The organism is Cupriavidus basilensis, from assembly GCF_000832305.1.
In the GTDB taxonomy this organism is placed as follows: domain Bacteria; phylum Pseudomonadota; class Gammaproteobacteria; order Burkholderiales; family Burkholderiaceae; genus Cupriavidus; species Cupriavidus basilensis_F.
Genome location: NZ_CP010537.1, coordinates 2,003,353 through 2,027,168, shown reverse-complemented (window position 1 = coordinate 2,027,168; position 23,816 = coordinate 2,003,353). Strand labels below are relative to the sequence as shown.

The 23,816-nt window shown below is 55.9% G+C and carries 21 protein-coding genes and 3 pseudogenes; 12 read left to right on the top strand and 12 right to left on the bottom strand.

Going from position 1 to position 23,816, the window contains the following annotated elements; genetic code table 11:
* Positions 1-65: 65 nt before the first annotated feature.
* The 3 genes and pseudogenes from RR42_RS29680 to glcF form a co-directional block, all read right to left on the bottom strand.
* Positions 66-557 (bottom strand): aconitase X swivel domain-containing protein, encoded by a 492-nt coding sequence (locus RR42_RS29680; RefSeq protein WP_052495060.1) that lies wholly within the window; start codon positions 555-557, stop codon positions 66-68.
* Positions 554-1,789: an aconitase X gene (locus RR42_RS29675; protein WP_043355268.1), complete on the bottom strand. Its 1,236-nt coding sequence runs from the start codon at positions 1,787-1,789 to the stop codon at positions 554-556. Before RR42_RS29675 ends, RR42_RS29680 begins: the two co-directional genes overlap by 4 nt.
* Before the next feature lie 609 nt (positions 1,790-2,398).
* Positions 2,399-2,533: pseudogene (gene glcF / locus RR42_RS41300) on the bottom strand (glycolate oxidase subunit GlcF); the annotation flags it as partial.
* Positions 2,534-2,649: 116 nt separating this feature from the next.
* Here glcF and RR42_RS29670 point away from each other — a divergent pair.
* On the top strand, positions 2,650-3,711 hold the full coding sequence (locus RR42_RS29670; RefSeq protein ID WP_043355252.1) for an ornithine cyclodeaminase: 1,062 nt from the start codon (positions 2,650-2,652) through the stop codon (positions 3,709-3,711).
* A gap of 291 nt (positions 3,712-4,002) precedes the next feature.
* Here the strand turns inward: RR42_RS29670 and RR42_RS41820 are convergent.
* The 6 genes and pseudogenes from RR42_RS41820 to RR42_RS29645 all read right to left on the bottom strand — a co-directional run.
* Positions 4,003-4,146, bottom strand: a pseudogene (locus RR42_RS41820) (porin); the annotation flags it as partial.
* A 28-nt stretch (positions 4,147-4,174) separates the two neighbouring features.
* Positions 4,175-4,594 (bottom strand): Lrp/AsnC family transcriptional regulator, encoded by a 420-nt coding sequence (locus RR42_RS29665; RefSeq protein WP_043355251.1) that lies wholly within the window; start codon positions 4,592-4,594, stop codon positions 4,175-4,177.
* Between the two features lie 170 nt (positions 4,595-4,764).
* Positions 4,765-5,559: an ABC transporter ATP-binding protein gene (locus RR42_RS29660; RefSeq protein ID WP_043355249.1), complete on the bottom strand. Its 795-nt coding sequence runs from the start codon at positions 5,557-5,559 to the stop codon at positions 4,765-4,767.
* Positions 5,560-5,618: 59 nt separating this feature from the next.
* Positions 5,619-6,332, bottom strand: coding sequence for an ABC transporter permease (locus RR42_RS29655; RefSeq protein ID WP_043355248.1), 714 nt, complete (start codon positions 6,330-6,332; stop codon positions 5,619-5,621).
* Between the two features lie 3 nt (positions 6,333-6,335).
* Complete coding sequence (locus RR42_RS29650; RefSeq protein ID WP_043355246.1) at positions 6,336-7,025, bottom strand: ABC transporter permease; 690 nt, start codon at positions 7,023-7,025, stop codon at positions 6,336-6,338.
* Between the two features lie 276 nt (positions 7,026-7,301).
* Positions 7,302-7,859: a transporter substrate-binding domain-containing protein gene (locus tag RR42_RS29645; protein WP_233474030.1), complete on the bottom strand. Its 558-nt coding sequence runs from the start codon at positions 7,857-7,859 to the stop codon at positions 7,302-7,304.
* Positions 7,860-8,044: 185 nt separating this feature from the next.
* Between RR42_RS29645 and istA the strand changes: the two genes are divergently transcribed.
* Positions 8,045-9,568, top strand: a complete 1,524-nt coding sequence (istA, locus tag RR42_RS29640; RefSeq protein ID WP_043355244.1) for an IS21 family transposase — start codon at positions 8,045-8,047, stop codon at positions 9,566-9,568.
* A gap of 12 nt (positions 9,569-9,580) precedes the next feature.
* Positions 9,581-10,348 carry an IS21-like element helper ATPase IstB gene (gene istB / locus RR42_RS29635; RefSeq protein WP_035927402.1) on the top strand — a complete coding sequence of 256 codons (768 nt, stop codon included), beginning with the start codon at positions 9,581-9,583 and terminating at the stop codon, positions 10,346-10,348.
* A gap of 93 nt (positions 10,349-10,441) precedes the next feature.
* On the opposite strand, the pseudogene RR42_RS29630 reads toward istB, so the two are convergent.
* Together RR42_RS29630 and RR42_RS29625 are read right to left on the bottom strand one after the other, a co-directional pair.
* Positions 10,442-10,642, bottom strand: a pseudogene (locus tag RR42_RS29630) (transporter substrate-binding domain-containing protein); the annotation flags it as partial.
* 567 nt (positions 10,643-11,209) lie between these two features.
* Positions 11,210-12,112, bottom strand: coding sequence for a LysR substrate-binding domain-containing protein (locus tag RR42_RS29625; RefSeq protein ID WP_043355240.1), 903 nt, complete (start codon positions 12,110-12,112; stop codon positions 11,210-11,212).
* 299 nt (positions 12,113-12,411) lie between these two features.
* On the opposite strand from RR42_RS29625, the gene RR42_RS29620 reads away from it, so the two are divergent.
* The 5 genes from RR42_RS29620 to RR42_RS41525 are packed head-to-tail and all read left to right on the top strand — an operon-like array spanning position 12,412 to position 15,909.
* A complete protein-coding gene (locus RR42_RS29620; RefSeq protein WP_043355238.1) occupies positions 12,412-13,557 on the top strand; it encodes an NAD(P)/FAD-dependent oxidoreductase in 1,146 nt (381 codons plus the stop codon).
* The gene (locus RR42_RS38985) at positions 13,547-13,900 is read left to right on the top strand and encodes a (2Fe-2S)-binding protein (protein WP_082055307.1); all 354 of its coding nucleotides are present in this window, start codon (positions 13,547-13,549) and stop codon (positions 13,898-13,900) included. Before RR42_RS29620 ends, RR42_RS38985 begins: the two co-directional genes overlap by 11 nt.
* A gap of 5 nt (positions 13,901-13,905) precedes the next feature.
* Positions 13,906-15,300, top strand: a complete 1,395-nt coding sequence (locus tag RR42_RS29615) for an NAD(P)/FAD-dependent oxidoreductase (protein WP_043355236.1) — start codon at positions 13,906-13,908, stop codon at positions 15,298-15,300.
* 10 nt (positions 15,301-15,310) lie between these two features.
* A complete protein-coding gene (locus tag RR42_RS29610; RefSeq protein ID WP_043355234.1) occupies positions 15,311-15,667 on the top strand; it encodes a RidA family protein in 357 nt (118 codons plus the stop codon).
* Complete coding sequence (locus tag RR42_RS41525) at positions 15,664-15,909, top strand: HNH endonuclease (protein WP_082055150.1); 246 nt, start codon at positions 15,664-15,666, stop codon at positions 15,907-15,909. Before RR42_RS29610 ends, RR42_RS41525 begins: the two co-directional genes overlap by 4 nt.
* Positions 15,910-16,290: 381 nt before the next feature.
* Here RR42_RS41525 and RR42_RS29605 read toward each other — a convergent pair whose 3' ends face one another.
* A complete protein-coding gene (locus RR42_RS29605) occupies positions 16,291-16,803 on the bottom strand; it encodes a hypothetical protein (protein WP_043355233.1) in 513 nt (170 codons plus the stop codon).
* Positions 16,804-18,325: 1,522 nt separating this feature from the next.
* On the opposite strand from RR42_RS29605, the gene RR42_RS29595 reads away from it, so the two are divergent.
* Genes RR42_RS29595 through RR42_RS38970 form a run of 4 tightly spaced genes read left to right on the top strand, consistent with a single transcriptional unit; the run spans position 18,326 to position 23,748 of the window.
* Entirely contained in the window at positions 18,326-19,594 is a 1,269-nt protein-coding gene (locus RR42_RS29595) for a site-specific integrase (RefSeq protein WP_043355229.1), read from the top strand.
* A gap of 11 nt (positions 19,595-19,605) precedes the next feature.
* Positions 19,606-21,294 carry a site-specific integrase gene (locus RR42_RS40070; RefSeq protein ID WP_124684266.1) on the top strand — a complete coding sequence of 563 codons (1,689 nt, stop codon included), beginning with the start codon at positions 19,606-19,608 and terminating at the stop codon, positions 21,292-21,294.
* Positions 21,291-23,345, top strand: coding sequence for a hypothetical protein (locus RR42_RS40065; RefSeq protein WP_144409990.1), 2,055 nt, complete (start codon positions 21,291-21,293; stop codon positions 23,343-23,345). The genes RR42_RS40070 and RR42_RS40065 overlap by 4 nt, the downstream gene beginning before the upstream one ends.
* Complete coding sequence (locus tag RR42_RS38970; RefSeq protein ID WP_082055149.1) at positions 23,329-23,748, top strand: hypothetical protein; 420 nt, start codon at positions 23,329-23,331, stop codon at positions 23,746-23,748. The genes RR42_RS40065 and RR42_RS38970 overlap by 17 nt, the downstream gene beginning before the upstream one ends.
* Positions 23,749-23,816 lie beyond the last annotated feature (68 nt).

Below are 23,816 nucleotides of genomic sequence, written 5' to 3'. Positions count from 1 at the left end.
TATTGAAGCACCGAGAACAACGCCGCCATAAAGGCGGCGTTACGGTCCAACGGGTTGCAGCGCGCTCAGTGCCGCGGCTTGAGATGGACAGGAGATGTTTCTGATTGTCCGTGAGCAAACGTGGCTGGGGCCGTGTCACCTGAGCCCCCTCGCAGAAGGCGAAGCGTTTTTGTCTCCGGGTCGACTTCAACCAGCGAGCCGTGTGGAATGAGTTCGGTCACATCCTGGTCAAAGCCAGCCAGCATTGAGATTCCCCCGAGGGCTGCGCCTTGCGCCAGAATCGTGTTGACCGTGTTGAAGATGATTGCGACGGGTGCCATGTTCCGCGATTGCATCTCGTGGAGCATCCAGGCACTCGCTACCCCACCTTTCGCTGTGTCTAAAACCAGAACCCGGCCAACGTACGACTGGCCGACCAGCTTATGTGCCGGACGAGAGAAGACACCTTCGAGACGATTCAAGTCGTAGCGAGCGGAAAATCCATCCTTCGCAACCAGTGCTTCTCCCGAGACTTTCTTTCCGAGCGCGTGACGCGCCGTCAATACGAGTTCGCTCATGCCAGTTCTCCTTTTTCCGCAGCAGCGACGCACTCTTCCATCGATGCCAGCATCGGCGTGTATCCGTAGCCACCCAGAATGTTCACAAGCTTTGCGCTATTCGTCGCAAGCTTTTTCCAGCCCTTCGCTTCAGACATTTCACGTGCGTACGACTGGTAGAAGCACATACCAGACAGCACGGTACCTCCAGCGCTTTCGATGCGACGCGTATAGCCGAAGCGCTCCGAGTCGGGCGACACCTGAGGGCTAGTGACTGCAAGGAGCGGGACCTTGAACTTGCGGCCGTCGCAGAGTTCCGCAAGCGAGCGGAGTTCGTACAGACTCAGTTGCGGTGCGGAGAAGACGACGACATCGATAGATTTGGTCACTGCGTAGCTTGCAGCGAGCGCATCGATTTGTTCGCGGTCAATACGGTGATGAACCGGCAGCTTGTCGCCGCCAACGTCTTCGATGCGCTGAGCTTCCGGCGTAATACCGACGAGATGGAAGAGTGCGATGGAACCGAAACTGGCCATCGCGGCGCCGAAGTGCTTCAAGTCGTCGGAGGTCGGCGCACCCTCAATACCTTCAATCACCGGCACTTGCCAGTAGTTACCAGCCAGGCGACCGATAACGCCACCGAGCGCACCCCATTCGTTGAGCGTACGCGGCGTGAAATCAACACGGAAACGCATCGTCGCTTGACGCTGCTCGTCGAGATGGTAGCCGTAGCGTGGCGTACGGCCGGTCAACCCGGCTGACAATGCGGATGGCCCACCTTCAAAGTTCGAGCGTGCGCCGTTCACCGAATTCGAATAAATGACGACGCCGGTGTCACCAAATGCAACATGTTCGCCACGGGTTGCGGCCAGCACCGTCTGATAGTTGATGCAGGTGTCGGTCATGCTGACGCCCAAGCGTTCGAAAGCATGAATAGCGCGGCGCTCGAGTTCAACCATCCAGTCACGCTGACCGAGGTCGTTGGCTTTGCTGAAATCCGTGCCGCGCGGGTCGGTGATGGTCGGGATGCAAACAGTGTGGCGACCGTCGGAGGCCTCTGAGAGACCTTCGAGCCACATCACACCCGCCTGACCCAAGCTTTCCGTATCAGCCATCACGTGCGCCTGCGTCACGGGTACGAAATCGCGCGCTCCGAAGAAGTCGCCGACTTGAACCTGATGGCGCATCGCCATTTGCAGGACCTTTCCGCGCTCTCCGTTGAGCATTGCGGTTTCTTCATCGTTGAGAAGCATTCGCCGTCTCCAGTCTTATCTCGTAAGTGGGGCAGTACGCGTTGAGCTCATTCAGTTAGCTTCCGCGGGGAAGGCGTCACGCTCGATGACTGACTATTGCGATAAACAGTCCAGTTGCGTAGCGTGACCGCCATTTCGAGATGACATCGCCTCGTGAGATGTAAGGAAATGTCTATCTTCGACACCTTGGTTGTCTTAACTTGTATTAAGACAACATGAGCGAATAATAGCCAGTCGTCTTTGGGCTGTCAACAACCGGTTTGAGATATGTGTGACTTGCAGAAAGGCGAACGTGCGATGCCACGTAACCGGCGAAAAATACTGTTTGTGAGGAGTTTGGGCGGCGCAACGAAGAAGCGCGCGGCGAATGGCGCCGCGCGCCACAAACACTAGAACACCCATTACTGTCGCGCTGATTGCGCCACCGCGCTGTGGCAGAACTAGCGACGCCGTTCGGTGTGCCGGCTAGCGTGCTCACATCCTTCGAGGGCAAGGCAGCGCTCCACCTGAAAATGAATGAGCTCTTCAGGATGTTCGCCACGGGTCCGCAACGCGGAGCACCGAGGTTTTTCAGTCCTCAAACCACCCGTTCAACTGGCTCTCGTAGCCCTACGGGAGTGCATCCTCCACCAGCTCAATCCAGTGTCTGACGTCGGTGCGATGAGCGCCACCCAGATGAGTCTGGCACCCAATATTGGCTGTCACAATTAGTTCGGGGTTGCCGCTCTCCAGCGTATCAAGCCTGCACGCTGGGGCGCGCTACTTTGTTCAATACACTGCCGAAATGAGCCGGATTGACGCCTATCGACTGACGCGTCGCTCTGGAAAACTGTCTCATGTTCAAACCACACGAGACACCAATGTCGAATACGCTCCCCCTGATTCACCTCAGTCCCAATGATGTCGTGCGCTTGGTCCACCGCATCGGGCTCCCGCAATGTATCGCAGGCGTGGCTGAACGCATTGAGCAGGACTTTCTGCGTTGGTCGGAATTTGATAAAAGTGCACGCGTAGCCAGCCACTCACCTGACGGCGTTGTGGAATTAATGCCTATCGCCGATGCGACCCAATTCGCGTTCAAATACGTCAATGGCCATCCGAAAAACACCACTCTCGGCCTACCCACAGTGATGGCGTTCGGCGTTCTGGCAGATGTTGCCACCGGTGCGCCCATCATGCTTTCCGAACTTACGCTGACCACCGCGATTCGCACGGCAGCTATGTCCTCACTTGCCGCGCGCACGTTGGCGAGGCCCGGGTGCCGCACGATGGCTCTCATAGGCAACGGGGCTCAAAGTGAGTTTCAGGCAATGGCCTTTCGGCACTTGTTGAACATTCAGAGCATCCGACTCTACGATGTCGACAAGGCCGCAACCAACAAGCTCCTCTCGAACCTTGAAGGCTTTGGATTGGACCTCGTGGTCTGTAATAGCGCAGCGGAAGCTGCACTGGGTGCGGACATCATCACCACCGTGACGGCAGACAAGACGAATGCAACAATCATCTCGCCGGAGATGGTCACGCCTGGCGTCCATATCAATGCGGTCGGCGGTGACTGCCCAGGCAAGACGGAGCTGCATCGAGGCGTCCTTGAAATGGGTAAGGTCTTCGTCGAGTACGAGCCGCAGTCTCGTATCGAGGGTGACATCCAACAGATGGCTGCAGATTTCCCTGTGACAGAGCTTTGGCGGGTTCTGACGGGCCACGTGCCGGCGCGCCATAGCGCGAGCCAGATAACCATCTTCGACTCGGTTGGGTTCGCGCTCGAAGACTACTCCGCATTGACCTTCCTGTATGAGAAAGCTCGCTCGTACGGCTTCGGACGGGATTTGGCCTTGATTCCCGCTCTGAACGACCCGAAGAATCTTTTCGGCGCGCTGGAGCTGGCAAGCATCGCGCCGGAACCGTCGCTGGTCGACTGAAGCAGGCATACTGCGTTCGTGCCGCCGCGAAGTGATGTTCCCGGTTGGTACGAAGCACGCCTTCGAGCGCTGCAAATTGTGCACGAAGTTGCTCGGCCCGCTCGCAAAGCATAGAAAAAGACCCGAGCAAGCGCTCGGGTCAAGGTCTGCTCGCAACATCAGCGGACGAATGAAGACTTCGGGCTGAGAACTTGTGGCGAATCGCTACGAGCGCGCCAGCTTGGTTCTGAAGGCGAACCTGCGGCCAGAATGATGTCGCCAACATAACCAGAAGTGGTCGGATTAGGGGCATAGGAATTTGGCTGCCAGCAGGAGATTCCAGACCGCATACTGTGCTCCATAGCCATATGGGAGGTTGTTTGCGAAGTTCGTGTCTTTGCTGAAGCTATAGGTGCCACCAAATTGAAGTCCACCGAATATCGGACTGGTGTACTTATGTTGCTTACGCGGAGGGTGTTAATAACTATCTGAACGTCTTCAAAAGGATGCTGGTCTCCGTATGGCGGATGCCTTTAGTCAGCCTTATCCGCTCTAATACTTTTGAGAGTTCGGCCGGCGAGCTTGCCCGTAGCTCTGCAAGCAAATCCCACCGACCATTGGTGTCGTGAAGCGCAACGGCGGCAGGCTCTCCGAGCAGGCTTGCGATGACCTCTTGCGTGCGATTTCCGTCTACCTGTACGCCCATCCAGGCACGAATCCGTGTGTCGTCATCTTCGGGACGCAGCTTGAGCGTGTAGCCAACAATGACTTGCTCATCCTCAAGTTTGCGTAGCCTTGCCGTCACGGTACCGCGGGCAACGCCTAACTTGGACGCGAGCGTTGCGATACTGAGCCGCGCGTCTTGGCGTAATAAAGCAATCAATTTCGTGTCGATGTCGTCCATGATGCGCGGCAGGGCTTCAATTTTTTTGACGTCATTCAGCTAAGTAGCCGGCAGGGGAGAAGAACTGCTGTCAAAGGTCTACGAAGGGCAATCACATCGAGCTCGTTAGAGAGTCACCATTTGTTTCGACAACCAGCAGTCTTGCTCTGAGACCAAGCTTAGCCTTCGGGTTACTTCAGGCTTCCGGAAAGGAATTGCCGCAGCCGCTCACTTCGAGGGGAGTTGAGCACTTCTTCGGGAGGGCCTTGCTCCTCTGTACGACCCTGATGTAGAAACATGACATGATTCGACACGTTCCGTGCGAATCCCATTTCATGCGTAACTACAATCATGGTCCGGCCTTCTTCGGCGAGCTTCTGCATCACTTTTAGCACTTCGCCGACGAGTTCCGGGTCCAGAGCGGACGTAGGTTCGTCGAACAGCATGACGTCGGGATTCATCGCCAACGCACGTGCGATGGCAACCCGCTGCTGCTGGCCGCCGGACAGATGCGACGGATATTGCTTCTCGACACGGGGAGGCAAGCCGACTTTTTCAAGGTATTCGCGGGCTCGCTCTTCTGCCTCTTTTCGGCTGAGGCCGAGCACGTGTGTCGGAGCTTCAATGATGTTCTCGAGAACGTTCATGTGAGCCCACAGATTGAAGTGCTGAAACACCATCGACAGCTTCGTCCGCATACGCTGAAGTTGTTTGGGCTCAACGACTACCAAATCGCCTGTCTTGTCTTTCTTCGTTCGAATTTCTTCGCCATCGAGGAAGATTTGCCCCGATTTCGGGCGCTCGAGATAGTTGATGCAACGCAGAAACGTGCTCTTGCCGGAGCCGGACGCGCCGATGATGCTAATCACGTCACCCTTTTTTGCGGTGAGCGACACGCCCTTCAATACCTCGTTATCGCCGAAGCTCTTGTGGATGTCTTGGACTGCGAGCTTGCAGCTCATTGCCTGAGTTGTCTTCATTAACATGCTGTTCCTTCTAAATCGCTGGTCCGTCGTTTGCCCACCAGACAGGACAATGGGGTTGTTTAGTGGGGCCGAACCGCCAGATATGCCAGCCAGCGTTGCTCGGCTTGTCGGAAGAGTGCGACCAACGCAAATGAAACTGCGAGATAGAGCAACGCAGCAATCCCGAAAGACTGAAAGGACTGGTATGTCGCAGCATTGGCGTCGCGGGCGACCTTGAGGATGTCGGGCACTGTTGCGGTGAAAGCGACTGACGTAGCATGAAGCATCAGAATCACTTCGTTGCCATACTGCGGCAAGGAACGACGCAAGGCCGATGGAATGACAATTCGTCGATACATCGTGAACCAGCTCATTCCGTAGGCGCGCGCCGCTTCGATTTCGCCATGATTGGTCGTTCGCATCGCTCCCGCAAATATCTCAGTCGTGTAGGCGCACGTGTTGAGCGCAAATGCGATGATTGAGCAGTAGTAGCCGCTTCTGAAAACGGCACTCAACACTTCGGTCGAACGGACAAACTCGAATCCGTAAAGACCGGTGTAGATGAGCAGGAGTTGCACGTAAAGCGGAGTGCCCCGGAATACATAGGTGTAACACCAGACCGCTACGCTCAGAAACTTGTTCTTGGATATACGGGCTACCGCAAGTGGGACAGCCAGGATAAAGCCAATGAACAGCGACGCGTCGAGCAACCAGAGGGTGACCGCAAGGCCTGAAAACCCCTGTCCATCCCAATAAAGGAAGGCGCGCCAGAATTGGTTGAGAATATCAATCACGAATTACAGCTCCGCGTGCCGTACGCCGGACGAGTAATGCTTTGCCAGCCAAGCCAAGACGAGGTTCGAGAAGGTCGTAATAACCAAGTAGATGAAGGCTGCGCACAAGATGAAGAAGAACATTTTGAACGTACTCTTGCCCGCGTCTTGGGCCGCCTTCACGATGTCCGCCAGTCCGATGATGGAGACAAGCGCCGTCGCTTTAACGAGAACTTGCCAGTTGTTCCCAATTCCAGGAATCGCGAAGCGCATCATTTGCGGAAATAAAATCCGCCTGAATACAAGGGTGCCGTTCATCCCATAGGCCGCGCCGGCTTCGAGCTGACCGCGCGGAACTGACAGGAATGCTCCCCGGAACGTCTCGGTAAAGTAAGCACCGTAAATGAAGCCAAGCGTTAGAACCCCGGCAACGAACGGGTCGATATCAAATTGAGGCAGTCCCACCGCATCGGTCAAATTATTGATTCCGATTTGGATGCTGTAAAACAGCAGCAGCATTAAGACCAAGTCCGGAACCGAGCGGATAAGCGTCGTATAGCACCTACCAAGTTCCCGAAGGGGACGATTGAATGAGAGTTTTGCGGTTGCGCCCAACAGTCCGAGGACGATTGCGGTGGCAAGCGACAAGAGAGACAGCTCAATAGTTCTAATTGTGCCCGCGAGTAATAGCGGGCCGAATCCATACAGGAACACACTCGTCTCCGTGTTTAGTTTTGTATTGCGTGAGGACGTTACTTCGCGTCGAACCGACCAGGTTTGCGCATTCAGCCTGACCCGACCTCACATTCGATGCTTTTGTGGCGCGCGAAGGCCATCGACCGTAGGACATCTCTGATACCCGCGCTCGCCACTATTTGGTATGTATCTTTTGCGCCCGTGGTCGGCGCTGTAGACAACTATCTGGCGGGGCGGCGCATGATGCGCCAGCCCCGAAGCTGCGATGCCCCGTTGTGAATCGACTTACCCGACTCAGCTACCGTAGATGTTGAAGTTGAAATACTTCTTCGCAATCTTGTCGTATGTGCCGTCTTTTCTCAGGCTATCGATAGCGCCGTTGATAGCGTCGCGGAGCGCCGTGTCGTCCTTTCTGACGCCGATGCTAACGCCCGGGCCAAAGATGGAGTCGTCTTTGATAGCGGGACCTTGCGCAAAGACGAAGTCCTTGCCCGGAGGGGTCTTCAGGAAGCCTGCATCTGCTTGAGGAGCAAAGGCCATGGCCGCGTCGATACGACCTGCGATGAGGTCAGGCCAGATGAGGTCCTGCGTTTGGTAAGGCACAATGTCGACACCATTCCCGCCCCAATATTTACGAGCGTAGGTCTCTTGAGTGCTGCCCTGCAGTACACCAACTCGCTTGCCCTTGAGCGACTCAGCTGTAGCCACCAGCGGAGAGCCCTTTTTGACAACCAGCGCCTCGATGGGCGCGTAGAGCTTGCTCGTGAAGTCAATCACCTTGAGTCGTTGCTCGTTCTTCGACATCGAGGAATTGATTGCATCGAACTTGCGCGCCTGCAGAGCCGGAATCATGCCGTCAAAGGAGTTCTTGCGTATTTCGGACGAACGTGACCGGCCGTTTCGGGATGGTGACCGGCGATTTCGGCAACGTGACCGGGCATTTCGGGAACGTGACCGAGCGGACCGGAAGGCAGGATTGGCGTTGCGCATGACATCAACCACGCGGGCTATGCTCGCCGGCTTTTGCCGGAGAGAGCATGCCCGCGCACCGGATGAACATGCGCATGATCAAGGACGTTTTACGACTTAAATTCGACGGCGGCTTCTCGCACGATCGGATCGCCGCATCACTGGGCATATCCAAGGGCGTGGTCACGAAGTACATCGGACTAGCCGGTGCCGCCGGGTTGGACTGGGCAAGCGCCTGCGATATGGATGAAGGCGAGCTCGAGCGGCGGCTTCTCGGCAAACCCACCGGGCCGGCAGGCTACGCCCAGCCCGACTACGGACGCATCCATCAGGAGCTGCGTCGCAAGGGCATGACGCTGACGTTGCTGTGGGAGGAGTACCAGGCCGAGTTCGCGGACCGGCAGACCTACCGCTATACGCAGTTCTGCGAGCACTACAAGGCGTTCACGAAACGCCTGAAGCGCTCGATGCGTCAGATTCACCGCGCCGGCGAGAAGCTGTTTGTCGACTTCGCCGGCCCCACGTTGCCGCTGACGACTGGACGCCGCGCGCACATCTTCGTGGCGGCCATGGGCGCATCGAGCTACACATTCGCCTGTGCGACGCCGGCCGAAACGATGGAGGACTGGCTGGGCGGCATTGGTCGCGCGCTGACCTTCTATGGCGGCGTGCCGCAGTTGATCGTGCCGGATAACCCGCGCGCGATGATTGCCGATCCCGATCGCTATGAACCTCGCGCCGGCGACACCGTGCTGGACTTTGCACGTCACTACGGCACGTCATTCCTTCCTGCACGCGTATATCGTCCGCAGGACAAACCGAAGGTAGAGGTTGCGGTCCAGGTCGTCGAACGCTGGATCATGGCGCGCCTGCGTCATCACCGGTTTGAGTCGGTCCACTCGGTCAATGAGGCGATCCGCCCGCTGCTCAAGAACCTGAATGAGAGGCCGTTCCAGAAGCTGCCGGGATGTCGCGCCAGCGCATTCGCCCAGCTGGACGCGCCGGCACTGCAGCCGTTGCCGGCACAGCCTTATGAGCTCGCGCGCTTCAAGACAGTGACGGTTCACATCGACTATCACGTCGAGATCAACAAACACCGCTACAGCGTGCCGCACGCGCTGGTCGGTCTCAAGCTCGATGCGCGCATCACGGCGGGCGCTGTCGAACTGCTGCATCGCGGTCGCCGTGTCGCCAGCCACGCACGCAACGAGCGCGCAGGCGGCTACACCACCGTCGTCGAGCACATGCCGGCGGCGCACCGCGCTCATCTGGAATGGACGCCGCAGCGGCTGATTCATTGGGGACAGCAGATCGGCGCGGCAACCGGCGTGCTTGTTACCCGGCTGCTGCAGGAGCAACGTCATCCGGAACACGGCTATCGGGCGTGCCTCGGATTGCTCTCGCTCTCACGTCGCTATGGCCGCGAACGTCTCGAAGCCGCCTGTGCGCTAGCACTGGAGCTGGGCGTGCACCGTTACCGCCACGTGCGCGACATCCTGATCAACAACCGTGACCGCGCTGCAGTGGCAACGCCTGCCGACTGGATCAGCCCGAGCCACGCGCATGTACGCGGCCCCAGCTACTACCAATAAAGAAGACCCACCATGATGATGCAACAGACACTGACGCAACTGCGCACCCTGAAGCTGGACGGTTTCGCTGACGGCCTGGAAGAACAACTGACGCAGCCCGGTGCGGCCAGCCTGAGCTTCGAGGAACGCCTGTCACTGCTGGTCGACCGGGAAGCCAGCTGGCGTGATGATCGCCGTCGTACCCGATTGCTCAAGCAGGCGCGCCTCAAGTATCCGCAAGCCGCCATTGAAGATCTCGACACGCGCGCTGGTCGTGGCGTCGATCCGCGCTCACTCACGAGTCTCGCGCTCGGTGACTGGGTCGAAGCCGGCTACAGCCTGCTCATCAGCGGTCCAACCGGCGCTGGGAAATCGTGGCTCGCTTGCGCCCTGGCCCAATACGCTTGCCGGCGCGGGCATTCGGCCTTGTATCTGCGCGTGCCGCGACTTGGCGAGGAGCTTCGCGTTCTGCACGGCAATGGCGGCTTCACAAAATGGCTGCTGCAGGTCGCCCGCGTTGACGTGCTCCTGCTGGACGATTGGGGAATGGCTCCCCTCGACGCGATGGTCCGAAACGATCTGCTCGAAATGATCGATGACCGCTCGGCGGGAAAGGCGACCATCATCACCAGCCAGTTACCGATTGAGCACTGGCATGGATGGATCGGCGACGAGACCATCGCCGACGCAATGCTCGACCGTCTCATGCAGCGTCATCACCGGATCACGCTCACCGGTGAATCCCTCAGAAAGGCATCCCCAAAACCCAGCGTCCTGGAGCCCGAACTCGACCAGAACTAACAAGAAAATCTACAATCAACACCGCGCAACGCCCAACCCCGCCGAATCGGTCACGTTCCCGAAATCGGCGGTCACGTTCGCCGAAATACGCAAGTTCTCGACCCACACGCATTTCGCGTTGAGCTTGGCACAGATTGCATTCCCAAGGTCGATGTCGAATCCCTCCAATTCGCCGCTCGGCGTCTTGGATTCGAACGGAGGGTACGAACTATCGACACCAAAGCGGATTTGCTTGACGGTATCTGCTGCCGCTGCCAACGGCACGCAGGCAACGCACAACGCGGCAATAATCATCTTCAACTTCATTGCAAAACTCCTGTTTGCGACTGGCAGGAGCGTCCGTAAATCGAACGTTCGCCTGTTGCCTGTTATTGACTGATTAGGAGCGACGTTTGTCGCGCTTCGTACGCAGCCTCCGTTGGCGCTAGACATCCGTCGGCGCCCCGCCGACTTCACAGGGCGTGTTGGTTGTCAACGCTTAGGCGAATGATGCGTGGGTCAAGTCAATCGCGTCCAATGCGAATAAATCGACAGGTTATGCAAAAATGAGATAGGGTCGACCGGCAGACGAGCGAGCGGAAGAACAGACAGCTTGGCGGCGATTGCACGCACCAATGAGGCGAGTGTCTGCAGCGTAGATGCAGGTGGGTTGCGATTGATTGGTAATCGACAGCACCGCGGCGCGCGTCGAGCCGTGCCTGGCGACAGTGCTTGCCAGAGCGAGCTGCCCCGCAGCCAGTCCCGAGACGCCAGAATCCACCGATACAGCGTCTGCTATGTCGGACGTAATAGCACGCGCTATTCGACTAGCTGTGCGAAGAGGTAGCAGTGTGCGGTAGCGCCGCGTGCCGATAGGAAGAGCTACTTCTGCCACCCGGCGATTTCTCGCTCGAACTGGTCCCGCAACAGTCCGACGAACTGTTCAGCCAGCTGCGACATTGAGCTATGGGGCGGATATAAGAGGAAATTGGGATAGTGGACGGATGGGGAGAAAGGCAGGATTTTGACTCCTTGCCCCACGAAATCCGAGGCTACCAACGGATGGGCTAACGTCACGCCCAGCCCTACCTTGACCATTTCGCAGCAGCTGGCACTGTATTGTGCTTCGAGCGACATGTTGCGTGAGACGCCCTCCCGTTCAAACAGCCGGTCGGTCTCTTCTCTCGAGCCGTCGCCATGCACCAGTGAGATGTATTCCTCTCCCTGCAGGTCTGTCGCCTTTATTTTGGCTTTCCCGGCGAGTCGATGGTTCTTCGGCAGAATACAAACGACCTCAGAGTCGGGGAGCGCTTCAACCTGGCATGTCGCGGCGGCGGAGACGAAAGCGACGATGCCGATGTCGCAGAACTGTGAAGACACCCACTGCTCAACCGTATTAGAGGTGTTCGTATGAATCGAGACCGTGACATCGGGTCGAGACTGCTTGAATCGCTGAACCACGCGTGGCAGGAAGCTGAGTCCGATTCCTGGGATTGACGCGATGCGCAGCCGGCCGCTGCCAAGGTTGCGGATGGTGTCTGCAGCATAGGTGAGGCTTTTCAGGCCGACGAAGGCTCGCTCTACTTCTTTGAACAACGCCTTCGCCTCGGGCTTCGGGATGAGGCGTCCGCCCGTGCGCTCAAACAGGACCAGCCGAGTGTCGATTTCGAGCTGACTTATGAGGCGACTGACGTTCGATTGAGATGTGTGCAACTCTTGGGCGGCCCCAGTGGTCGACCCTGCCTGCATCACCGCACGGAAAGCTTCAATCTGGCGCAGTTTCATCTCACCTATCTCATTTTGGCATAGACACCGATTGTATTCGCATTTGACCGCATAAACGTGTCGGCTCAAGATTCGTAGCAACACAGAACAACTCTCGGCGGCAGTTGCCGGTACTGATTGGTTCTGAGGCCAAGTCCGCCAATCCCCGATAACTGCAGTTGGATTGTGGCTGGTGGGCTTGCCCTTTGCATGCATGCGCAAGCGCACAAATCCACCGGGGCCCGGCGAACTCTCCACGCCATGGTAGATAGGTTAGTGGCGGGCTGAAGTAATGCGGCCTGCACTCTGAGAATGCGGTAATGACAACACGTGAAATATCAAAGTTCTACGACACAGTCGTCATCGGTGGTGGGCTGGTTGGGTCTGCCGTTGCTTTCGGAATTGCGCGAGAAGGCGCAAAAGTCCTTGTAATCGATGAAGGGGATGATGCCTTCGGCGCCTCCGTTGGCAACTTCGGCTTGGTTTGGGTCCAAGGTAAAGGCGTCGGAAGGCCTAGCTACACCTCATGGACACGCGCATCCGCAGCGCTCTGGCCGTCTTTTGCCGCTACGTTGCTCGCAGAGACTGAAGTGGACACACAACTACTTCAGCAGGGAGGCTTCGATTTGTGCTTCTCCGACGAAGAGCTCGAGGAGCGCGCAAGCCAGCTTTCGCAGATTGCTGACGAGTCAGATGGCGACTATCCCTTCGAAGTCTTGCAGCCGGCTGAACTTGCTGCGCGGCTTCCGGGTGTTGGAAAGTCTGTCGCCGGAGCGACCTATTCGCCGATGGACGGCCATGTCAATCCTCTCAAGCTTCTGCTTGCCTTGCGCCGAGGGTTTGCCAATCGTAACGGGGATTTGGTCAACTCTGAGCGCGTGCAACGCATCGAGCCGCAGGCCGGTGGATTCGTCGTGCATGGAAAACGTGGTCGATGGACGACGGCGCGCGTCATCCTGGCGGCCGGCTTAGGAAACAAAAACCTCGCGCCGATGGTTGGGCTTAACGCCCCCGTCGTCCCCATACGCGGCCAGGTCTTGATAAGCGAGCGCGTCGCGCCGTTCCTTCATCATCCGACGGTGACCGTCCGGCAAACGAATGAAGGAACGGTTCAGTTGGGTGACTCGTTGGAAGACGTGGGCTTCAACAACGGCGTGACGACCAACGTCATCTCCGAAATTGCTGCTCGCGGCGTGCGGGCTTTCCCGCTGCTACGTGACGTTCGGCTCGTACGCGCCTGGGGCGCACTTCGTGTGATGACACCAGACGGCTTCCCAATCTATCAAGAGTCTGAAGCGCATCCTGGCGCGTTCAACGTCAGTTGCCACAGCGGGGTCACATTGGCGGCTGCGCACTCCCTGCGCCTTGGCAGCTGGCTCACGGGCGGTGCGATACCTCCCGATTTCCAGGCCTTCTCCGCGGACCGCTTTCTGAAACCTTATGAAGCTTTTGCCCATGTCGACTGATTCACTGTTTGAGCAACTACCGACTTCGCAGGGTCCGACGGTACGCATATCGTTCGACGGCATCGACTATCAGGTACCGGCCGGGTCCAACCTCGCCGCCGCGCTACTGCTGACCGGCGTTCGGCGCTTTCGCAGCACGCCGGTGACGGCCGCCCCACGAGCGCCGTTTTGCATGATGGGCGTTTGCTTCGAGTGTCTTGTTGAAGTCGACGGAATGCCAAATACCCAGAGCTGCCTCGAGCCCGTTCAGGAAGGGATGGTCGTTCGTTCTCAACAAGGTGCACGCCAGGTTCGTCAGGGAGTCGATGACGATGCACCAGCAGCCCAACTGCGCCAGGAGTAGCGTTTGTGACGCCAGAATCATTTGATGTAGTCGTAATCGGAGCCGGCCCGGCAGGTATGACTACCGCTACGGCTGCAGCGCAGGCGGGATTGAGCGTCGTGCTCTTGGACGAACAAGAGGCGGTCGGCGGTCAGATTTATCGTTCGATTACTCGCACCGACGATAAACGACTGACGCTGCTCGGTCCGGACTACGCGGCTGGGAAGGACATCGCGTTCGCATTTGAATCGAGCAATGTGCGCCATGAGCGTGGTGCACAGGTGTGGCAAGTCAATGCGGACAGAACCGTCGAATACCTGCAGAAGGAACAGACGAAATCGGTGACGGGCAAGCAGATTGTCGTCGCGACCGGCGCGATGGAGCGCCCCTTCCCGATTCCCGGGTGGTCGTTGCCCGGCGTAATGACCGCAGGTGCTGCTCAAATTCTGTTGAAAGCCTCCGGGACGGTTCCTCGGCAGCCGGTCGTATTGGCAGGTTGCGGGCCGCTTCTGTATCTGCTGGCTTCGCAGTACCTTCGGGCAAAGGCGCCCATCAAGGCGCTCGTCGAAACAACGACTCTCTCCGACAAGCGCCGAGCAGCGAAGCACGTAGTAGGTGCGTTGTTTGGTTGGAGAGACCTTGCGAAGGGCGTTGGCTTGCTGCGCGTGCTGCGCCAGGCTCGCGTGCCGGTGTATCACGGTGCAAAAGACCTTCGTGTCGATGGAGCATCCGTCGCAGAGGCGCTCTCGTTCACCGCAAACAATCAGAGCCATCGGGTTGATGCAAGCTTGATTCTTCTGCATCAGGGCGTCGTTCCGAACACCCAGGCTTCCTGGTCGATTCGAGCGGAGCATCGCTGGGACGATGTACAGCTTTGCTGGGTCCCCAAACGGAGCGATGTTTTCGAGCTCGACGTCCCCGAGTTCTTCGTCGTCGGGGATGGCGGTGGCATTGCCGGCGCCAAAGCTGCGGCGACCCAGGGAGAGATTTGCGGCCTCGAGATTGCGCGGCGCCACGGAAAGATTCGCGACACCGAGTTCTCGCGGCTTGCTGCAAAGTTGCGCGCGCGCCTTTCGCAGCAGCTTTCCATCCGGCCGTTCCTCGACTCGCTCTATCGACCGAGCGACGCGACTCGGGTGCCGACGGACGACGGCGTATTGGTGTGTCGATGCGAAGAGGTGACGGCTGGAGAAATCCGACGTTCCGTCGCTCTTGGATGCGTGGGGCCAAACCAGATTAAAGCGTTCAATCGTTGTGGGATGGGCCCCTGCCAAGGACGCATGTGCGGGCTAACGGTCGCAGAGGTCATCGCGGACGAGCGAAAGGTCTCTCCCGCAGAAGTCGGCTATTACCGCATTCGACCTCCAATCAAGCCAATCACACTGGGCCAGTTGGCCGGTATCTTCCATAACGTCGATTGAGGAAACACAGATGCAGACTGAAATTAAGCGGCACGTGACCAATGCCCGGATGAGCCGAGCGGTGGAGTTCGGCAACTTGGTGTTCGTGGGTGGTCAAACCTCCGATAACGACGATTCGGACATTCGAACCCAGACCCGAGGTGCGCTCGCAAAAATCGACAAGTATCTCGAGATGGTCGGCACGGACAAGTCGCGAATCCTTTCTGCCCAAATCTGGCTCTCCGACATCGACGCAGACTTCGACGCGATGAACGAAGTCTGGGACGCGTGGGTTGAGAAGGATTGCGGCCCGGCACGTGCGACTGTTGAAGCGAAACTCGCCGGCCCCTTGTTGCGAGTCGAGATTGCGGTCGTCGCGGCGAAATAAGGCGATGTGCATTCAGGCGGAATCCGGACGTCATCGCGGAAGTCCTGCTGAGGGCTGAGGGCGCTTGCGAGGGATGTGGGCAGGCGGCACCGTTTCAGCGCGCAGACGGAAGGCCGTACCTCGAGGTGCATCATCGCCAACGGTTGGCGGACGGCGGCGACGACAGCATCGAGAATGTGATGGCCTTATGTCCGAACTGTCATCGCGAACGGCACTTCGGCATCAACTGCACAACCAGTTGATGCTTAACGTACATCAGTGCCAGAGAGCAAGCACCAACTGGGAACTGCTCGACTCGCGTATGGGCTTCACTCTCGCGCCTATGTTGATGCACAGCCCGACATTGTGGAGGCGGCCACACTCTGACGGAGGGAGGTGACGATGCAATAACCGTCGTTGCGGAGTTCGACGACTCGCGCCTAAGGGGCGATGATGTCGAAATCCCGCCTAGCCTCCAGTGTTGTAATTCCCGCGCACAGCCTCTTTGAATCAAGCAAGCGCACACGCCGATGCTCAGCGGTGTTGTCTGGCCAGTTGGCGATTGCGGTCGAACGTACGGACGTAGCATGCTCTCGAGGATGGCGTACTGAGCTGTCAAGTCGGCGGGATTCGGATTGGGCCGGTCAAGACGAAGCAGACGGGAGCGAACACGAAATCAGATGACGCTTCTTGTAGCTGACGAGAGGTTGCCGGGCCAACTCCCTATTTATTTCCGCGCCTTGGTTCAGTTTGGGTTGCTCCTCCACGTACAGATTTGTTGCGATTTCCGGAGCAGTCTGCAACTTGGTTCTTGCCTTTTCAGGCTTTCGCGAAACGCCGACGTCGTCCAGCACCCGAAGCGCTTCGACCTCGGACATCCCTAACGCCATCATCAGTGACGACGACTGGAGATACCGTCGTTCGTCGAGTGTCTTGGCATCGAGCTCTGCATCCCAGAACGTCTCGTATTCATCGTCGCTCAGTTTGAAGGCGCAGAAATCCTTCCAGTTGAAGAATCCATAAATTTTGGCTAGAAGGTCCAGACAAAACGTATGTGTGACCAAATCTTGACCGATGCGTTTCCTCAACTTCTTTGCCTTCCCCTTAAACCAATCGATAGATGGGGCGAAGACTATCTCATCCTTGCTTTCATACATCGAGACTCTCCTAAGAAGTGCATATCACTAGCCGTGCGACATGGCTTCTGACGACGAAGCCCAACTCACTTTAGAACTGCCATTAAAGACTGGGTGGGCCATAAAGCCCCAACGAGAGCGGGCATCGCTCAATACTTCAGTTGCTCGTCTAGGGCGCTAAAGAGTGCGGCCAAGGCGTCGGTTCGTTCGAGGTCGTGCCAAGTGCGCAGCAACCTATGCGTCTGTGGTTCGTCCTTGGATTCGTGCGGAATACTCGAGCTCACGATTTGCATCCTGCAGGAGGTGCATTCGTGTGCCCTGAATGGCACGTCAGTCTTTGTCATACAATTGCCCGTTTTCACGGTTCGCAGTGTCACCGAGGGTCGTTGCGTGTCCGCATCTCCCCCTTTGGGAAACGGAGCAAGATATGCATCTTTGAGGTCCTCCAACCGGATGCAATGACTGAGCAGCGCGAAGTACCGCGCGGTCATCCAAGGATTGGTATGCTCAAGTAGCGCAGCAAGCGCTTGTTGCCGTCTCTCCCGAATCATCCCCATCGCTAGCTCCTCAATTCAATATGACGCACGCTTATGCCTAGGAGGCCACATAGCCCAATACTCCTCGACATAGTCAGCATAAACTTCAAAGTTAGCTTAGCTGGTTAGCGCAGAGAAATCAAAGAAAATTCGGGAGCAGAAAGTACCTCACAAACGAGTCGGTGAAGTCAATTCTGGCACGTAAATTGTCCTAATTATTTTATGTTATACATCGATTGAAATTGTGGGTGATGGTACGTATAGCGTGAATATATATCTATCGGATAAAGAATGTAAATTTCATGGTATAGCAATTATCATAAGGATAACGAATATAAAATTGTATTGGTCAGGTAGATAGTACCGTTGATGGAAATTCGTGCATCGGAGGCGAGTTGCAAGTCCTATAGCATCAAATGCTGAATTGACCTTCGTGAATGAAATCCTTGTCGATGACGCGGGAAGAGTTGCTTCACGTTGGATATGTCCAACATCACTCCGGAGTCGTCAGAGTGATAAAGATACGGTCTGAACTGAGTCGACCATACCCTTGAATAAGGACAGAGCTTTTGCTAGATTGGTGACAGGACGCAATGTCCATAGGTTGTTCTCGCATCCGAAGACGTGACTGCCCGTTATAAAGTAAGCCCGGTCTGGCTATTTATGAGAGGGGTACGTCGGAGAGAATGCGATGCAGCGTGAAGTCATGGAGTTGGATTTCCCCAAGAGGACAAGATTCGAACGGTTCTTCTCAGAACAATACTTCATAAGTGAGGTTCCGTCGTATCCTTGTCGCTGCTCAAGCAGCGCACGCTCGCACGGCTCGTTGCTGACATTCCCGCACGACTGCCCCGATTCAATCCAACATTCATCCATCATTCCTTTTGACGCTTGTGGATTTGCACTGATTCCATCGGATTCTCTCTGTTGGAGCGCTCCGGCTTCATCTACATGCGCACCGACCGGTTGTAGCGGACGACCCATCGCCTACGTCGAAGGAGTCAACCATGGCGTGGCTTGATTGCATCCAACACGAATTTCAGGAGGCGACGCTTGACGAGTGTGGTCGGCTGGTCTGGACGAAGTCGCCTGATAAGAAGCCTGTTGAGCGGCTACCACAAATCTTTTGGGCAGACCACAGTCCTTGGGATGAGGCAAACGCCTGGAGCACGGAAAGGACAGCCTCGTCTGCGGTCGACGCAGAAACCGTCAGGCGCGAAATGAAACACCTGTATCGATACGCGAACTGGCTTGAGAGCAAGGGACTTGATTGGCGGCACTTCCCTGTACGCCAGGCAGAACAGGTACTCCGAATATTCAGAAAACATCTGGTCGATGAGCGCAAAGCCGGCAGGCTACGGGGTAGTACGGTATCGAATTGCATGAATGCAGTTATCCGCTTCTATCGATTCGCAAACTTGCACAATCTTGTCGGCAATACTGTCCCAATGTGGCATGACCGCCACATCGCTATTCCGATTGCTGATTCGTGTGGTTTCAGGCGAGCCGTGCTTAGGATGAGTAGCGACCTGTCAATTCCCTATCGCAGAGTAGTGGGCGACCAACTCGAGGACGGTCTTTTACCCCTTCTTTCCGAGGACATGAATCGGCTGCTCAGGTACACCGCAGAGCATGAAACTGAGGAGCTGCATCTAATGCTTTGCCACGGGTTCTTCACCGGTGCACGAGTCGGTACGAACGTCACTTTGACCGTTACTGGGCTTGAAATTGCGCGAGAAGACCCGTTCATGCCTGGCGTATTCCTGCTTGCCGTTGGGCCGGGGACAGGGATAGCAACGAAGGGCTCGGTCTCAGGCAATCTCTGGGTGCCCAAAGTGGTTTTGGATGACCTGAAGCGGTATGCGACGTCGACGAAGCGTTTGATGAGGGAAACAAGGGCGCTTCCGAAGCATAAGAATTTACTTTTCCTGACGCGGAGCGGTCGGCCATACACCGTCGCAACCGTAGACCGACTCGTCCTTGATATGAGAGCACGTGCGGTCATGGCCGAAATGCGCTTCATGGAGCAATTTAAATTTCATCAGTCGCGGGCAACGTTTGGCACATGGTTTCTTGACATCCTGCTCAAGAGCGGCGCAAGCACGACTGAAGCAGTTGGTGTCCTTCGAGATGCCATGCTTCATAAGCACGAGCAGACAAGCCTTCGATACGTGAAGTTCCGCGAGAAAACCCGGGTGAAACAGGAGGTCTCAGCTGCATTCAGCGCAGCATTTACCGGAATCCGACGTAGGAATTGGAACCACGTTCAAGCGTAACGGCCTAGTCTATGCGAATCGATGAAGTGCTATTTGATTTTAGCTTTCCCAGTGTCCATTTTGGAGACCAGGAAACACCATGGAACCTGCATATCCTCCTCTATGAAGGTGGGGCGCAGGCGCGGACTGACTGTGTCGAGGAGATGATAGCCAGTGGAGCGCTTGGAAAGCCGAAACTTGAACGCTTGGAGCTAGTACGTGCATTACACGAGCAAATCAACTTAGAACTGGAGGGAGGAGGCTCGAGAGAATACGCTGACAAGCAGATTCTGAACTTGAGATATTTTTTCAGATTTGCCGAGAGCAAGCGTCATCCTTTGACCATGGAGGCGGTTACCGGAACCTTCTGCGCTTGGGCTGATTTGTTGCTGTACAGGACACGCAATGGAAGACGGCCTCCACCGGGCATACGCAACTCCGATAGCTATCGCATCTCGATGGGTACGGCATATGGATATGCCTCAGCAGTGGGAAATTTGCTGGATAAGATTTTCGACCGGCATACCTCCGCAATGGACCTAACGCGACTGGAGCGGAAAGGTCATCGAAAATCCGCAGTTGGCATCCGCGCTGAAAAGCAGAATCTGAGCGACACTTTTGCTTTTGGGCACTTGCTACAGGATATTTGCGATGGTCTGCCTCTTCAGACCGTTCTAAAGGCTCCCCTACCTGTCAAAATTGCGCTGAGGAGCGGGAAGTCGATAAAAAGAATGGGTCACTACACAGGTCTCCGCGAGATTGCGCAGGAGACAAGGCTAGGGGAGCGATACCCTCTTGCAAACTTGAGGATAGAAGCTGAACTACACATGTTCATCGGCCAGACGGGGATGAATTTGACTCCAGCCGTTGACCTCAAGCTACGTCGGTTCTCATACAGTAGCTACCTTAACGGTTATCAGGTGAAGGAATATAAAGCTCGGCGCGGGGGTGACGTCTTATTTGAAATATTCGCGGAGTACAGACCTCATTTTGAGCGCTATCTCGAGTGGCGAAGAAAAATTTTTCCTCGTTCAAAGCTTCTTTTCCCTTTTATTGGGATGAAGGGAAGCCGGCTAGGGGTGAGTTCCAGCGGACACCGTCTACGGAAAATCTGCAGGGAGCAGGGAATTGCCTTTGTCTCGCCACTCATATTGCGGAACACTCGAATCAACTGGCTGCTTCGTGAGACTGCCAATCCGGAGCTAACCGCAGAAATGGCGCAGCATTTGAAGGGGACCTTGCTTAGCGTCTACAAACGGCCAAGCGTTCAGACGGCCATCGTTGAGTCGGCAAAGTTTTGGTCGAAAAACGACCCACATTCGGCCCGTACGCAGGCAGTGGCTCCAGGTGGTTGTACGGGCAAACCTAAAGAGATTGAGAGCATTCCAAGAGGGGCGCCGCGACCGGACTGCGATAAGGCGTCTGGATGCCTATGGTGCGTAAACCATCGGGATGTGGATTCGTTTGAGTACGTTTGGTCGCTAGCATCGTTCGGACAACTAAAGCTAATTGAGCTTAGCAAGGCGAGATTGCCCCACGCGGATGAGCCTGAACCCCCGTCTAAGTTAGCTCGAGACAGAATTCTGGAGAAGTTGAGGTGGTTTGAACGGTCAAACGATGCGAGGCGGAGTTGGGTGCACGAAGCACAAGAGCGTATCAATGAGGGTGATTATCACCCGGACTGGCGGCAGGTGCTGCTTGAATTGGAGGGGATGGAATGAATATGCTCGTCACCCAACTTGCTTTGAAAATATCTGGCGACCCTATCTCGCCCGACTGGGCTTGCTATCGTCCACCGCACTGGCCACCACCGGACGATTGGGTAGTCAGCGTAGACTTGAATGGGATACCTGTATCACGATGGCGCGAGCCGAGTTGGGACTACTCTGTACAAGTAGGAAGAAGCTTCGTACTCAAATTTACTGGAGGGCACCATCCTAAAGTACCACCATTGGGCTCAAAAAATGAACAATTGCTGAGGCTGGCGACTACCTGGATAATGTGGGGAAGCCGCGGTAGCCAAAGTTGGAGCTCAATTGATGTCGCGTTCAGTTCTGTGCGTCGCATTGTCGTTCTTTGCGAGCATGAAGGCATTACGGCGGACCAGCTAAGCAAATTCCCTCGATTGTTTCCGAAGGTCATCGGATTATTCCCGAGCAAACATCACAAGAAGCGTGTCCTTGTCCTTCTCGACCGACTTTTTAGAGCGCGAGAAGAGATTGGATTTGTTATATTCGATGAGATAGCGCTTCGTTACTTTTCGCGACATATCAGTGAGTCCGCAGATGACGAGCACGTCCAAACCGCCTACATACCACCTCGAATATGGGTTTACCAAGTTCAGCGACTAAGACTATTTCTCGATGATTTTATCGCACATAAGCGAAAAATAGAGGCCTGCTTTGAATTTTGCGTAAAGGCCTACGAACACAACTTCGGTTCGCTTGAGAATGCAGTCTCAATGGTCAGTCCATCAGATACATACCTTCCTTTTACGAAGCAGAAAAAAGGAGCAGGAAAGTGGACTAAGCGAGAAAGCTATGGTCGCTTCGAAACAACCGCAGAGAACTATGGCATCGCTCCGCTCCTTAAGCGATGGGTAGGTTCGGGGGATAACGAGGACATTGACGTAAGGTCTCTGTCGACATATTTTACGTTGGTTCAAAACGTGGGTCTTGCGTACGTTTTGAACTTTACGTTTCAACGGCTTGAAGAGGCGGCCGGATTGAGGTCGGATTGCTTGCTGTGGGAGGAGAACTCGGTCTTGGGGCGATATTTGATTGTTCGAGGTGAGACCACCAAGACCGACCCCGATAGCGACGCGTGGTGGCCGACAAGTCCCCACGTCGAGGTGGCGATAGAGGCGATTTCGACGGTCGCCAGAATGCGTGTGCGATGCGCTGAAGCAAACCCAGCTGCCTCATGTAGTGACGACGACAAAGCTAACCCATACCTATTCCACGGTTCTTTTGAGCCTTGGTCAACCTCAAGGCGCAACAAACCGTACGCTGTGCGACCGGTTCCTCAATCCTATCAAAGTGTTATCAAAGGATGTCCAGCCTTGTTTGACGACGAAGAGCTGAGGATTACAGAAGAGGATATGAGAATAGCAAAAATGTTTACTCCAAACTTGGAAAAAATGGGGAAATTCACCATTGGTGAAAAATGGCCATTAGCTTGGCACTGTCTCCGCAGGACCGGAGCAGTCAATATGTTCGCGAGTGGACTACTTAGCAACACTTCCATCCAGGTGATTCTGAAACATCTCACTGTGCTTCAAACTCAATACTACGGCGCTAACTACAGCCGCATGCGCCTCAATGGCGAATATGAACAGCTGACTATTGCTGCCCGTTATGAGGTGGTTGCAAAGCAGATTCAAGCTCTAACCAGCGACCGATATGTCTCACCTTTAGGCATGCAGCGAAAGCAAGAGATTGTAGAGCTCGTCAAAGTCAACGAATTCCGCGCTCTTGTAAAGGCTGCTCGCAAGGGAGAAGTGACGTTTCGTGCAACTCGACTTGGAGGGTGCGCAAAGAGAGGCGACTGTGAGTACGGAGGGATTGAATCTGTGTCACCGTGTGCAGGAGGCGATGGAAGGAAGCCTTGCAGGGAGGCATTGTTTGATAGTGAGAAGCGGGAATCTGTGAAGCGTCAGCTTGCCGCCCTCGAACGTGAAATTGAACAAGCTAAGCCGGGCAGTCCAAGAGTACGGAAGCTCGAAATCGAAGCGAACGGCCTGAGGAACTTTCTAAATGTCATCGACGAGTGAAACCGCAGAAGAACGATTCCGTCAAGCCTTTGAACGTCTGAGAGACGGTCATCCTCGGCTGCTTCCGCGCGGCACCGTCGTTAGTCAGAACAATGTGGCTAGGGAGGCTGGTGCTGACCCTTCGGCTCTGAAAAAGAGTCGCTATCCGGTTTTGGTTCGCGAAATTCAGACGTGGGTGGAGATTCATGACCAACTTCGGGAGGTAAAGGCGGAACGCCAACGTCGACGGCGCGAGCGAGAAACCCTTGAAAGCAAAGTCAAGCGGCTCACGATGGAGCGAGATAGTGCGCAATCAAAGCTGGAGAATGCACATCGCGCGGTGCTCGAACTCTTGCAAGAGAATGCGCTGTTGCGAGTCCAAGTTGACGAGTTGCAGCCTCCGCCGACGCCCTTGAGAAGGTAATGCGGTGCATCGCTGTAAGTAGTGTGGGTGTAGCCATTGCAAGCGCAGCGGAGATTGATTCAAACCCA

Coding starts and splice junctions, on each gene's coding strand:
- RR42_RS29595 (WP_043355229.1), top strand. CDS start 18,326: ATGGCGTGGCTTGATTGCATCCAACACGAATTTCAGGAGGCGACGCTT.
- RR42_RS38985 (WP_082055307.1), top strand. CDS start 13,547: ATGTCGACTGATTCACTGTTTGAGCAACTACCGACTTCGCAGGGTCCG.
- RR42_RS40065 (WP_144409990.1), top strand. CDS start 21,291: ATGAATATGCTCGTCACCCAACTTGCTTTGAAAATATCTGGCGACCCT.
- RR42_RS38970 (WP_082055149.1), top strand. CDS start 23,329: ATGTCATCGACGAGTGAAACCGCAGAAGAACGATTCCGTCAAGCCTTT.
- RR42_RS29675 (WP_043355268.1), bottom strand. CDS start 1,789: ATGCTTCTCAACGATGAAGAAACCGCAATGCTCAACGGAGAGCGCGGA.
- RR42_RS29670 (WP_043355252.1), top strand. CDS start 2,650: ATGTCGAATACGCTCCCCCTGATTCACCTCAGTCCCAATGATGTCGTG.
- RR42_RS29605 (WP_043355233.1), bottom strand. CDS start 16,803: ATGTATGAAAGCAAGGATGAGATAGTCTTCGCCCCATCTATCGATTGG.
- RR42_RS29665 (WP_043355251.1), bottom strand. CDS start 4,594: ATGGACGACATCGACACGAAATTGATTGCTTTATTACGCCAAGACGCG.
- istA (WP_043355244.1), top strand. CDS start 8,045: ATGCCCGCGCACCGGATGAACATGCGCATGATCAAGGACGTTTTACGA.
- RR42_RS29660 (WP_043355249.1), bottom strand. CDS start 5,559: ATGTTAATGAAGACAACTCAGGCAATGAGCTGCAAGCTCGCAGTCCAA.
- RR42_RS29645 (WP_233474030.1), bottom strand. CDS start 7,859: ATGATTCCGGCTCTGCAGGCGCGCAAGTTCGATGCAATCAATTCCTCG.
- istB (WP_035927402.1), top strand. CDS start 9,581: ATGATGATGCAACAGACACTGACGCAACTGCGCACCCTGAAGCTGGAC.
- RR42_RS29680 (WP_052495060.1), bottom strand. CDS start 557: ATGAGCGAACTCGTATTGACGGCGCGTCACGCGCTCGGAAAGAAAGTC.
- RR42_RS29620 (WP_043355238.1), top strand. CDS start 12,412: ATGACAACACGTGAAATATCAAAGTTCTACGACACAGTCGTCATCGGT.
- RR42_RS29610 (WP_043355234.1), top strand. CDS start 15,311: ATGCAGACTGAAATTAAGCGGCACGTGACCAATGCCCGGATGAGCCGA.
- RR42_RS29625 (WP_043355240.1), bottom strand. CDS start 12,112: ATGAAACTGCGCCAGATTGAAGCTTTCCGTGCGGTGATGCAGGCAGGG.
- RR42_RS40070 (WP_124684266.1), top strand. CDS start 19,606: ATGCGAATCGATGAAGTGCTATTTGATTTTAGCTTTCCCAGTGTCCAT.